The sequence below is a fragment of the Solirubrobacter phytolaccae genome (assembly GCF_027587195.1).
Classification (GTDB): domain Bacteria; phylum Actinomycetota; class Thermoleophilia; order Solirubrobacterales; family Solirubrobacteraceae; genus Solirubrobacter; species Solirubrobacter phytolaccae.
Map to the genome: position 1 here is coordinate 1 of NZ_JAPDDP010000127.1, position 11,783 is coordinate 11,783.

General features: G+C 72.9%; 11 protein-coding genes. 3 read left to right on the top strand and 8 right to left on the bottom strand.

All coding sequences use genetic code 11. The annotated features are described in order from the left end of the window. The 3 genes from OJ997_RS35185 to OJ997_RS35195 all read right to left on the bottom strand — a co-directional run. Window positions 1-1,146, bottom strand: a 1,146-nt coding sequence (locus OJ997_RS35185; protein WP_270030123.1) for an ABC transporter permease, incomplete at its 3' end; no start/stop codon positions are given. Window positions 1,147-1,224: 78 nt separating this feature from the next. Beyond that, window positions 1,225-2,895 (bottom strand): lactonase family protein, encoded by a 1,671-nt coding sequence (locus OJ997_RS35190; protein WP_270030125.1) that lies wholly within the window; start codon window positions 2,893-2,895, stop codon window positions 1,225-1,227. Window positions 2,896-2,923: 28 nt separating this feature from the next. Continuing rightward, entirely contained in the window at window positions 2,924-4,396 is a 1,473-nt protein-coding gene (locus OJ997_RS35195) for a glutamate-cysteine ligase family protein (RefSeq protein ID WP_270030126.1), read from the bottom strand. A gap of 80 nt (window positions 4,397-4,476) precedes the next feature. Between OJ997_RS35195 and ybaK the strand changes: the two genes are divergently transcribed. After that, window positions 4,477-4,947 carry a Cys-tRNA(Pro) deacylase gene (gene ybaK / locus OJ997_RS35200; protein WP_270030127.1) on the top strand — a complete coding sequence of 157 codons (471 nt, stop codon included), beginning with the start codon at window positions 4,477-4,479 and terminating at the stop codon, window positions 4,945-4,947. Here ybaK and OJ997_RS35205 read toward each other — a convergent pair. From OJ997_RS35205 to OJ997_RS35215, 3 genes are read right to left on the bottom strand one after another with little or no spacing between them, the layout of a single operon-like run. After that, entirely contained in the window at window positions 4,944-5,963 is a 1,020-nt protein-coding gene (locus tag OJ997_RS35205) for a sugar ABC transporter substrate-binding protein (RefSeq protein WP_270030128.1), read from the bottom strand. The two genes, ybaK and OJ997_RS35205, sit on opposite strands and share 4 nt — an antisense overlap. Beyond that, entirely contained in the window at window positions 5,960-7,537 is a 1,578-nt protein-coding gene (locus OJ997_RS35210; RefSeq protein ID WP_270030130.1) for a sensor histidine kinase, read from the bottom strand. Before OJ997_RS35210 ends, OJ997_RS35205 begins: the two co-directional genes overlap by 4 nt. Then, complete coding sequence (locus OJ997_RS35215; RefSeq protein WP_270030131.1) at window positions 7,534-8,298, bottom strand: DUF4097 family beta strand repeat-containing protein; 765 nt, start codon at window positions 8,296-8,298, stop codon at window positions 7,534-7,536. The genes OJ997_RS35210 and OJ997_RS35215 overlap by 4 nt, the downstream gene beginning before the upstream one ends. Before the next feature lie 449 nt (window positions 8,299-8,747). Between OJ997_RS35215 and OJ997_RS35220 the strand changes: the two genes are divergently transcribed. Beyond that, complete coding sequence (locus OJ997_RS35220) at window positions 8,748-10,115, top strand: TrpB-like pyridoxal phosphate-dependent enzyme (RefSeq protein ID WP_270030132.1); 1,368 nt, start codon at window positions 8,748-8,750, stop codon at window positions 10,113-10,115. A 1-nt stretch (window position 10,116) separates the two neighbouring features. On the opposite strand, the gene OJ997_RS35225 is transcribed toward OJ997_RS35220, so the two are convergent. Both OJ997_RS35225 and OJ997_RS35230 read right to left on the bottom strand, forming a co-directional pair. Then, a complete protein-coding gene (locus OJ997_RS35225) occupies window positions 10,117-10,581 on the bottom strand; it encodes an ATP-binding protein (protein ID WP_270030133.1) in 465 nt (154 codons plus the stop codon). A gap of 55 nt (window positions 10,582-10,636) precedes the next feature. Next, window positions 10,637-11,101 (bottom strand): NUDIX hydrolase, encoded by a 465-nt coding sequence (locus OJ997_RS35230; RefSeq protein ID WP_270030134.1) that lies wholly within the window; start codon window positions 11,099-11,101, stop codon window positions 10,637-10,639. 38 nt (window positions 11,102-11,139) lie between these two features. Between OJ997_RS35230 and OJ997_RS35235 the strand changes: the two genes are divergently transcribed. After that, a complete protein-coding gene (locus OJ997_RS35235; protein ID WP_270030135.1) occupies window positions 11,140-11,673 on the top strand; it encodes an RNA polymerase sigma factor in 534 nt (177 codons plus the stop codon). Window positions 11,674-11,783 lie beyond the last annotated feature (110 nt).

Consider the following 11,783-nt stretch of genomic DNA (forward strand, 5'->3'; position numbering starts at 1 on the left):
GCCTCCGACTTCGCCCCCGGGCGCGCCGCCCGACGAGCCCTCCGTGCCGCCCCCGGGCGCGCCGCCCGTCGCGCTCGCGTCCGCCGGGCTCGGCCCGGGCACGTCGAGGGCGAGGTTCGCGGCCAGCGCGGTCACGGCCACCGCGATCGCCGCGCCGACCAGCACGCCCACCAACGCGGGCATCGCGGCCTCGCCCAGCACGAGCGCCGCGCGGTGGCGACGACGCGCGCCCATCGCGCGCAGCCGGCGCAGCTCGGCGGCGACGTCGTCGTGCTGCTCCGCGGCGGCAAAGGCCGCGAACGCGAGCAGGATCGTCGCGGCGAGCGCGGCGACGATCAGCGCGAACGCCGCCGCCGCGTGGCCGCGGCGGGCCTCCGCCACGATCGGGACGGACGGCAGCGTGACCTGCGCGCCGTCGACGGTGCCGGCGAACGTGTCCTGGACTTCGGCGAACCCGTCCAGCACGCGCGCCGTGTTCCAGGGATGGACCGCGCCGGTGTCCACCACGCGCGTCCAGCCGAACGTGCGCGGCAGGCCGTCCAGCGCCGCCAACGCGAGGAGCGGCTCGACGCCGCTCGCGATCAGGAACGTCGCGCCCGCGTCCTGACGCCCCGGTGGGGGCGGCAACGGACCGAGCGGTACGCCGTCGAGGCGTCCGCGACCGACCACGCGCAGTCGCGCGCCGTCCAGCCGGACCGTCGGCTCGACACGCCCGTTGAGCGCGACCACCTCGCACACGCGCGCATCGCACCGGGCCGGCAGCCGGCCGCCGCTCAGCCGCAGATGCGAGGCCAGCCCGTCGACGCCGGCGAGCACGACGGACGTGCGCCCGACCGCGCGCCCGCTGAAGCGCACCGCCCGCGCGCCCGCGCCCGGAAAGCCCGCACGGACGCTGATTTCGAGCGATGACAGCACGCCGGTGCCGCCCTCGCGCGCGCCGGCCCGCTGGACCGTCAGCCGCAGCGCCCGCTCGCTCGGGGACGTCTTCGCCAGCGCGCGGCCCATCGCCGCGTCACGCGCGACGAGCGTCAGCGGCCCGGCCGCGAGCACCACCGCCGCGGCCGCCGCGACGCCCACCGCGACCGCGAGCAGCGCCCCCGCCCGCCGGCGGCTCCGCGCCAGCACCAGACCGAGCACCGCGAGCACCGCCGGAACATAAGGGGGTCAGACCCCTTTAGGAAGCGCGCGGCGGCGAGATCCGCGGCGTGAAGCCAAAAACCGGGGTCAGCGGAGGGCGACTCGACGGCGCACGTCAGAGCGGCCACCGACCTGGGCGACGACGATCGCCGCGCGGCGTCGGGACGCCGCGCGAGAGACGCGCAGGGTCACCGCGCGCGAGGCACCCGACGCCACGCGGAAACGGGCCGCGCGGGCCCCCGCCACGCGGACCGAGCCGGAGCATCCGCGCGCCGCCACGCGCGGGCAGGACAGCCGGACGCGGATCGCGCCCCGGGACACGCGCGCCCGGGAGGACGCGATCGCCACCGACGCGGAGAACACGGCGACGCTGCTCCAGGTCGCGCTCGTGACGTAGAGGTTGCGACCGTCCCCGCTCGCCGCGAGGGCGCCGCCGCCCTCCACGGCCCGTGAGGCGGAGCAGGCCTTCAGGGTCAAGTAGGTCTCCGCACAGCCGAACTGGGTCAACGCGCCCGTCGCGACGTCCCGTGTGAAGGCGGTGAGGCTGTAGCCGCCGACGGCGAACACGGTCCGGCCGTCGGCCGCGACGGTGACCGCGGTCGGCTGCGACAGCGCGGCCGCGCGCACACAGCCCGGGAGCCGCTCGGTGTCCTCGTCCTCGTCGTAGAACTCCTCGGGGTCGACGACTTCCTCGCGCGTCGGCGACCCGTACTGCAGGCAGCCGGCCGCCGCCAGCGCGCCCGTGGCCGGGTCACGCGTGAGCGTCGTCAGCGTGTTCTCCTCGTAGCCGGCGACGTACAGGTTCCGGCCGTCGGGGCTGAGCGTGCCTCCGCGCGCGCCGACCAGCGACGGCACACTCGTGCACGGCCCGCCGACCGGCGCATCGGCCAGCAGGCACGCGCGCGGCGTCAACGCGCCCGTCGTCGCGTCCCGCCGCAGCCCCACCACGGAGCCCGACAGCGCCGAGGTGACGTACACGTCCTCGCCGTCGGAGGCCATCAGCACGCTCTGCGCGCCCGCGAGCGCCACGCCGTCCGCGCACTGGCCGTCGGACCCGGTGTCGCTCACGCACCCGAGCTCGGTCAACGCGCCGGTCCCGGCATCGCGCGCGAACGTCACGACCGCCCCGCTCCGCTCACCCGCCACGTAGACGTGCTTGCCGTCCGGGCTCACCGCCACGCCCGCGGCGCCGTCGAGCGCGTACCCGCTCGCGCACCGCTCCCCGAACCCGAACGTGTGCTTGATGCACCCGACCTGGGTGAGCACGCCCGTCTCGACGTCCCGCGAGAACCACGACACGGCGTTCGAGCCCGCCGCGACCACGTACACGAAGCGCCCGTCCGGCGAGAACGCCAGAGCGCGCGCGTCCCGCAGCGCGTCGGCCCGCCCACACAGCCCGTCCGAGCCGACCCGGCCGTCCCCGCCGGTCGCCGTCACGCACGCCCGCGCGCTCAACACGCCAGAAGCGGCGTCACGCGCGAACACCGCCACGCCGTTGGACCCCGTCACCGCGCCGCCGGAAGCGACCACATAGACGTGCCGCTGATCGGGCGAGACGACCACCGACCGCGCGTCCATCAGGCCACCCGCGCGCGAGCAGGTGATCGGCGGCGCCTCGTCCTCCTCGAACTCGTCCTCGGTCACCGCACCGGTCTGCATCACGCAGCCGCTGTCACCGGCGAGTTGGGCGAAGCTCTGCCCGAACGCGGGCGAGGTCAGCGTCGCGAAGGCCACGACCGCGAGGAGGATCGAGCGCATGGGCCCGACCCTCCCACAGACGCAGCACCTACGGCAAGGGCCAGGTGTGCACCGGCTCGTTGGAGTGCATGTGCTCGCGGTAGCGGACCGTCATCTCGCGCAGCGCGTCCTCGCGATCCAGCCGGTCGTACAACCGGTGGAAGGCCGCGGCCTGCCACGACGCCCCGTTGACGCCGTCCACGCAGCGCCGCTCGATGATCTCCAGCAGCCGGTCCGCGTCCGCCGAGTCGACACCCCAGCGCGACAGGCCATCCCGCGCCATCGGCAGCAGCCGCCGCAGCACCAGCTCCGTCGCGGGCGCCTCACCCACGCCAGGCCAGTACACGCGCGCATCCAGGCCGAGCCGCGCGCCCGTGTAGAAGTTGTCCTCGGCGGCCGAGAACGACATCTGCGTCCAGATCGGGCGGTCGTCCTCGACCAGCACCCGCACGAGCCCGTAGTAGAACGCGGCGTTCGCGAGCGTGTCGACGATCGTCGGCCCGGCCGGCAGCACGCGGTTCTCCACGCGCAGGTGCGGACGCCCGCGCGACACATCGTAAATCGGCCGGTTCCAGCGGTAGATCGTGCCGTTGTGCAGCCGCAGCTCCTGCAGCTTCGGCGCGCCGCCCGACTCCATCACCGCCACCGGGTCCTCGTCCTCGACCACCGGCAGCAGCGCCGGGAAGTAGCGGACGTTCTCCTCGAACAGGTCGAAGATCGACGTGATCCAGCGCTCCCCGAACCACACGCGCGGGCGGACGCCCTGGGCCTTGAGCTCCTCCGGCCGCGTGTCCGTGGTCTGCTCGAAGAGCGCGATCCGCGTCTCCCGCCACAGCTCGCGCCCGAAGAAGAACGGCGAGTTCGCGCCGATCGCGAGCTGCACGCCCGCGATCGCCTGCGCCGCGTTCCAGTGCGCCCCGAACAGCGCCGGATCGACGAGCTGGTGCAGCTGGACCGACGTGCACGCCGCCTCGGGAGCGATCGTGTCGGCGAGGATCGCGAGGCGCTCCACGCCGCGGATGTCGATCTCCAGGTCCTCCCCGCGCGCAGCGAAGATCTGCTCGTTGAGCAGCTTGTAGCGCGGGTTGGCGCTCAACGCGCTCCCGTTCAGCAGCTGCTCGGTGAGCGTCGGGAGGATCCCGATGATCATCATGTGCGCGTGGGCCTTCTGGGCCTGCTCCTCGGCGTGGTTGAGGTCACGCCGGACCGTCTCCTCGAGCTCGCTGAAGACCGGTCCCTCCAGCTTGCGCGGCGGGATGTTGATCTCGATGTTGAACTGCGCGAGCTCGGTCTGGAAGTCGTCGTCGGCGATGAGCTCGAGCACGTGCGTGTTCGCCATCGCCGGGTCGCCGGTCTCCTCGGTGAGGTTGAGCTCGATCTCGAGCCCGATCGAGCGCCGGTCGGGGTCGAAGCGCGCCTCGGCGAGCATGCGCGCGAACACGTCAAGGCACAGCTTGACCTTGTCGCGATAGCGCTGCCGGTTCTCGCGGCTGAACGTCGTGTCGGCGACTTCGTCGCCCATGGCTCGTCCCTTCCCCCAAAATGACGGCGGCCCGTGAAGTGTCCCAGACGTGGTATCCCAGCGCCTGCAGGTCCAATCCCATGAGTGCCACTCCTGCCACCAAAGCCCTCGAGCGAGCCAAGGTCGCGTTCACCACGCACACCTACGAGCACGACCCCAAGCACGAGTCCTACGGCCTGGAAGCGGCCGAGCGGCTCGACCTCGACCCCGCCACCGTGTTCAAGACGCTCGTCGCCGACGTGGACGGCAAGCTCACGGTCGCGATCGTCGGAGTCGAGCACCAGCTGGACCTCAAAGCACTCGCGAGCGCCTGCAAGGCCAAGAAGGCGCAGATGGCCGACGTCAAGCAGGCCGAGCGCACGACGGGCTACGTCGCCGGCGGCATCTCACCGCTCGGCCAGAAGAAGCCCCTCCCGACCGTGATCGACGAGACCGCGGAGCTGCACGACACGATCCACGTGAGCGGTGGCCGCCGCGGCCTGGAGGTCGAGCTCACGCCCACCGACCTCGCCCAGCTGACGAACGCGACCTTCGCCCCGATCGCGCGCTAGCGGATCCCCTCCGCGGCGAGGCGGATCGTCGCGTCCGCGTTCTCCTTGGTGACGAACTGCGGGCCGGTCGGGATCAGCGTCCCCTTGCCGGGGAAGATCTGGTGGCGCACCTGCTCGACCAGCAGGATCACGGGCAAGTAGCCCTGCAGGTACGGCTGCTGGTCGACGGCGAAGAGGATCTTGCCCTCCTTCACCGCGGTCAGCACCTCGGGGCTGAGGTCGAACGTGGCGAGCCGGATCCGCGCCTTCTGCCCGCTCGCCTCCACCGCCGCAAGCGCCGGCAGCGCGCCGTTCGCGCCGAGCGTGACGACCGCGTCGACCGGCTCGCCGCTCAGCGCCGCCGAGACCCGGCGCTGCGCGACCATCGCGTTCTGGAGCGGCACCGCGAGCGACTGCACGCGCCCGCCGATGCCGGCCTGCAGCCCGCGGCAGCGGTCGTCGAGCCCCGCGTTGCCCTCCTCGTGGTTCACGCACAGCGCCGTCTTCACGCCGACGGCGGCGAGCCGCTTGCCCGCCTCCACGCCCGCCTCGTACTCCGGCTGGCCGACGTGGGCGAGCACGCCGAGGCGCTTGAACGCGGTGCTGCCGCTGTTGATCGTGATCGTCGGGATGCCGGCCTGCACCGCGCGCCGGATCGACGGCCCGAGCGCCACCGGGTCCGGGACGCTGACGATCAGCCCGTCGGCGTGATCGGCGACCGCCTCGTCGATGTAGCGGCGCATCTGCGGGATCGAGAACGAGTCGGGCGCGCGGTAGGAGACCGCCGCGCCCGTCTGGCGGCCCGCCGCGTCGAGGCCCTTCTTGACCACGGGCCAGACCGGGTCGGACGCCTGGCCGTGGGTGATGAAGACGAACCGCGCGTCCGCGATCCGCACCCCGCGCGCCTGCTGGCCGGTCGCGTCGGGAGCGGTGACCGTGCCCTTGGCCTCGACGACGATGTTCTCGCCGCGCACGGTGCGCTCCGTGCCGCAGCCGGCGAGCACGACCAGTGCAAGGAGCGTGAAGAGCCGCCTCACGACGCCGGCCCCGGCGGCAGCGGATGGACCGGCCACGCGCGGATCTCGGACGCCTCGGCCACGAGCGAGCCCGCCTCGATCGGGATGTGCGCCTCCAGGCGCGTGCCCTCGCCCACGGGCGAATGGACCTGGAGCCGGCCGTCGAGCACCGCGAGCCGGTCGATCAGGCCGCGCAGGCCCGTGCCGCCCGCGACGGTCGCGCCGCCCTTGCCGTCGTCGGTGACGACGACCACGACCTCACCGCCGAGCTCGCTCACCCGCACGGTCGCGTTGCGGGTCTGGGCGTAGCGGATCACGTTGGTCAGCCCTTCGGCGACGACGAAGTACGCGGCGGCCTCGACCGGCGCGGGGAGCCGCTCCGGCAGCTCGACCGACGCCTCCACGTCCAGCGGCGCGCGGGCCACGAGCGCGTCCACCGCCGCGCCCACGCCGCGCTCGGACAGGAAGGCGGGATGGATGCCGCGCGCGAACTCGCGCAGCTCGGCGAGCGCGACCGCGAGCTTCTCGCCGATCTCGTCGACGGTGCCGGACAGCCCGCTGTCGCCGAGCCGGGCCTTGAGCATCCGCAGGTCCAGCGCGAGCGACACGAGCTGCTGCTGCGCGCCGTCGTGCAGGTCGCGCTCGATCCGGCGGCGCGCGTCGTCGGCGGCCTCGACGATCCGCAGTCGCGACACCCGCAGCTCCTCCACCCGGGCGCGCAGCTCGGCCTTCAGGCGCTCGTTGTCGATCGCGAGCGCGGCGGCGGACGCCGCCGCGGTGACGAGCTCCGGCGTGGCGTCGAGCTCGGCGTCGTGGACGATCGCCGCCACGCGCACGCCCGCGTGCTCGACCGCGGTCCACGTGCGCCCGGAACCGGCCTCGGGCAGCTCGACCTTGCGGCCCGCGTCGTCGACGAAGATCTCGCGGTCCGGCAGCCAGTAGGCGATGTTCAGGGAGCGGTCGCCGAGCCGCTCGGCGAGCATCTCGCGCACGGGTCCGCTCTCGACCGCCGGCGTGCGCAGAAGCCGGCGCGCGATCACGCACATCAGGTTGCCGACGCCCTCGAGCGCCGCGATCGACACGATCGTCGCCGGCAGGGCGAGCACGCACAGCACGAGCCCGACGACCGGACCGAGCGCCCACGGCCCGACGAGCCGGCCGTCGTCACCCGCGAGCCCGCTGATGCCGAGCCCGGCGAGCAGGACCGCGAGCAGCGCGGGTGCGAGCGCCAGCGCCAGCGTGACGAGCACGGTCGGCAGCTTGAGCAGCAGCATCCCCGCGACCCGCCAGAACGTCCTATTGCCGAGTTGCTCGCGCACACCGCCGCCGGGCGGCGGGGGCGGGACGGGCGGGAGGTGCGACTCGAGCAGCCGGTTCGCCTGGCGCCGCTCGCCCTCGGCCAGCCGCCACGTCAGCCGCGCGGTGCCGACGAGGATCGGCAGGCCCACCCACAGCGGCGCGAGCAGCACACCCACGAGCAGGCCGCCGCCGACCAGCAGCAGGTACGTGAGCCCCTGGCCGAGCCCGACGACGAGGTACAGCAGCGTCCGCCGGGCGGCGCGCAGGTGCGGCGAGAGGTCGATCGCGCTGCTCACGAGGCCTCGACGCTGACGTCGCCGCTGGTGGACAGCGCCTGGATCTGGAACGGCGCGTCCTCGACGGAGGAGAGCCCGCGCGTGCGGACCTCGCCCGTCACGCTCTGCGCGTCGATGCTGTAGCGCGCGGCGGGAACGACGGCGCGGACGTCGCCGGTGCGTGAGCGCAGCTCCAGCCGGTCCGCCGAGCACTCCGACGCGGTCGAGACGTCGCCGGTGTCCGACACCGCCTGCAGCGAGAAGCCGCAGAAGCTGGTCGCGCGGATCGCGCCCGCGTCGGTGGTGATCCGCACCGTCGCGCGCACGCCCGCGACGTCCACGCTCCCGCCCGTGGTCTCGATCTCGAGCGGGACGTTGTCGGGCACGGTCAGCCGGTAGCTGACGCGGCAGGAGCCGAGCACCTGCTCCGGGCAGCGCGAGACGAGGCTGACCTTGCCGCCCCTGACGTCGCGCACCTCCTGGGAGGGCTTGCCGAACGAGAACTCGTCGATCCGGCGCACCTCGATCGCCGAGGCGCCGCCGTCGATCTCCACGTCGGCGTCCCCGAGGTCCAGCCGCAGCGCGGTGACGTCGCCGAGGATGCGGTAGGGCGTGGTGCGCGTCTCGTGCGAGCGGGCCGACCAGATGACCAGCGCGGCGGCGACGACCAGGAGCACCAGGGCGGAGGCGGCGACGAGCCACCACCAGGCCACGGGAGCTGGCCCAGGCGTGGTCTCAGACGACTGCTGCGCCTGGACTGGCGCATCCCCCGTGATGCTCACTCGCGTAACCGTAGAGGTGCCGACGGTGCGGCTGTCCACACCATCGCTCACAGGTTTGCCGTAGCCCTCCCCCGCACGGGGGGTGGAAGGATTCCAATCGTTCCCTGAAGGACTCAAGCCAAGGCCCACGGACGGGCCGCTTTTCTCTCCTCGCACCGGCCCCAGGGCGTCCTTTTCCCCCACCGACGTCCGCCGACCGGGAAGCACTTTGAGCCGTCGCGTCTGACCAACGCGGCGGCTCGTTTGGTTTAAACGCCTCGATCCTTATGAAGCCTCAAGGTCCGGGCAAGGTGCCGCCAAGGTTCGGCCGTCAGTGTTCACGACAGTTCCTCCAAGCTCCGGCACCGGGAAGTCCAACCCCCTCCGACACCCGCCGCCGTTGAAGCATCAGGGGCCGTCACGTCTGACCAACGTGGCGGCCCCACCCCTCCTTTCCGTAGATTCGGGCCATGAGCGCAGAGTCGACGAAGTTCGTGCTGGGCGAAGACGCGATCCCGACGCACTGGATCAACCTGCTCCCCGACCTTCCGGGTGAGCCGCTGCCGCCGCTGAACCCGGGCACCGGCCAGCCCGCCGGCCCCGAGGACCTGACGCCGATCTTCCCGATGGCGCTGATCGGCCAGGAGGTGTCGATGGAGCCGGAGGTGGCGATCCCGGACCCGGTCCGGGACGCGTACCGGCTGTGGCGCCCGACGCCGCTGTATCGCGCGCACCGGCTCGAGCAGGCGCTCGGCACACCCGCGAAGCTCTTCTACAAGTACGAGGGCGTCTCGCCCGCGGGCTCGCACAAGCCGAACTCGGCGGTCCCCCAGGCGTACGAGAACGCGCAGGCCGGCATCAAGAAGCTGGTGACCGAGACCGGCGCGGGCCAGTGGGGCTCTTCACTCGGCTTCGCATGCTCGCTCTTCGGGCTCGAGTGCGAGGTCTTCATGGTCGGCTCCTCGTACGACCAGAAGCCGTACCGGCGCTCGATGATGCAGACGTGGGGCGCGTCGGTGCACCGCTCGCCGTCGGAGCTGACCGAGTCCGGGCGCGCGCAGGCGGGCAACCCGACGGGGTCGTTGGGGATCGCGATCTCCGAGGCGGTCGAGATCGCCGCCCAGAACGAGGACACCAACTACGCGCTCGGCTCGGTGCTCAACCACGTGCTGCTGCACCAGACCGTGATCGGGCAGGAGGCGATCGCGCAGCTCGCGCTGGCCGACGCGTACCCGGACGTGATCGTCGGCTGCGTCGGCGGCGGCTCGAACTTCGCCGGGCTCGTGTTCCCGTTCGTCCGCGGGACGCTGCGCGGGGAGAACAACATCCGCTACGTGGCCGCGGAGCCGGCGGCGTGCCCGACGCTCACGCGCGGCCTGTACGCCTACGACTTCGGCGACACCGTCGGCCTGACGCCGCTGATGCCGATGCACACGCTCGGCCACGACTTCGTCCCGCCGCCGCTGCACGCCGGCGGCCTGCGCTACCACGGCGCCGCGCCGATGATCAGCGGGCTCGTCAAGGCGGGTGTGGTCGAGGCGCGCGCCTACCGTCAGAACGAGACGTTCGAGGCGGCGGTGCAGTTCTCACGCACCGAGGGGATCATCCCCGCGCCCGAGTCCGCGCACGCGATCCGCGGGGCGATCGTCGAGGCCTTGGCCGCCAAGGAGGCGGGTGAGGAACGCACGATCCTGTTCGGGCTCAGCGGACACGGGAACTTCGACCTCGCGGCCTACGACGCGTACCTCGCCGGCACGCTCGAGGACCCGGAGTTCTCGGAGGCGGATCTGCAGACGGCGCTCGACGCGCTGCCGCAGAACGTCCCGGCGTTGAGCTAGCTCAGACGATCGCGGTCAGTCGCCGCTCGGCGCGTCCGGTCACGTGGCGCGCGAGCGGTCGGCCGTGCGGGCCGGCCGGACCCATGAGGGAGAAGAAGGCGGCGATCCGGGTGCCCGGACGGCGGCTGGAGACCTCGACGCGATCGGCGAGGTCGCCCATCAACGGCAGGCCCAGGCCGATGCCGGGGCTGTCGACGCGCGGGCGCATGCCCATCCCGTCGTCGTCGACCGAGACTTCCACGCCGTGATCATCCAGGCACGCGGACACGTGCACGCGCCCCGGGGTCTCCTGCTCGCGGTAGGCATGGATGACGGCATTCGTCACCGCCTCCGAGACAACCACGCTGACTGCATCCTTGTCGACGGCGATCCCGGTGAGTGCGTCCAGCACCGCTCGGCGCGCTCTCGACGCGCTCCGGGGCTCCGCCGGCAGATCCACGTCGAGCAAAGTGGCCTCCACAACCATGCTCATGGGAAGGGGTATGCCCGCCCCCGGCGGCTTTACACCTTCTGTCAAGTCATCAACCGAACCGATTACGCAGGCGGGCCAAGAAGTCGGCCTGGGCGGGGTTGATGCGCTCCGCCGCATCCTCGAGGCCGAACCAGTCGGCGCGGTCCACTTCCGGGAAGTCCTGGAACTTGCCGCTGCGGGGCGGCCATTGCATCGAAAAAGTGTTCGATGAGACCTGGGTGGCGTCCAGATCACCCTCGAGCGCCCACGCTTGGACGACCTTGCGCGACTTGAGCTTGACCGTTCCGAGGTCGGTGAGCTCGCCCGGGTTGGGCGCGGAGCCGGTCTCCTCGGTGAACTCGCGGATCGCGCACGCCTGCGCGTCCTCGTCCTCTTCGTGCTCGCCCTTCGGGATCGACCACGCACCCAGGTCCTTCTTGGCCCAGAACGGCCCGCCGGGGTGCACGAGCAGCACTTCGAGCTCGCCGCCGGCCGCGCGCCGGAAGAGCAGGATGCCGGAACTCCGCTTCGCCATCGGTCACAAGTGTGGCCGGTCGCGCCCCTAGAAAGGCAATGGGGCTCGACGCCGACACCATCGCCCGCCTGTACGCCGCCCACGCGCGCGGCCTGGTCGCGTACTTCGCGAGGAGGACCTTCGACCCGCAGGTCGCGAGCGAGCTGATGGCCGAGACGTTCGCGGCGGCCGTCGCCGACCGGCGCAAGTTCCGCGGCGACAGCGACGAGGCCGCGGGCGCCTGGCTGTACGGGATCGCCCGCCACCAGCTGTCCGGCTGGTACCGCCGGGCGGCCGTCGAGCGCAAGATGCTCGGCCGCCTGGGCTTGGAGCCGCCGCTGCTGAGCGACGTCGAGTACGAGCGGATCGAGGAGCTCGCGGGCCTGTCCGAGCTGCGCGGACGCGTGGCCGAGCTGGTCGCCGCGCTCCCGGCCGAGTCCCGCGACGCGCTGCGCCTGCGCATCCTCGAAGAGCGCCCGTACCCGGAGGTCGCGACAGAGCTGGGCATCGCCGAGGCGGCAGCACGAGCACGGGTGTCGCGCGCGCTGCGCGGCCTTGCCGCGAATCTCGAGGCCGAGAGGAGCGCGGCGTGAGCGCGCGCGACGACGACCGCGCGGGCGGGAGCGGCGAGGCACGCCACGGCGAGGACGTCGTCCGGCGCGTGGCTCGTGGGCTCGAGGTACGCCGCGTTGAAGTGCTCCTT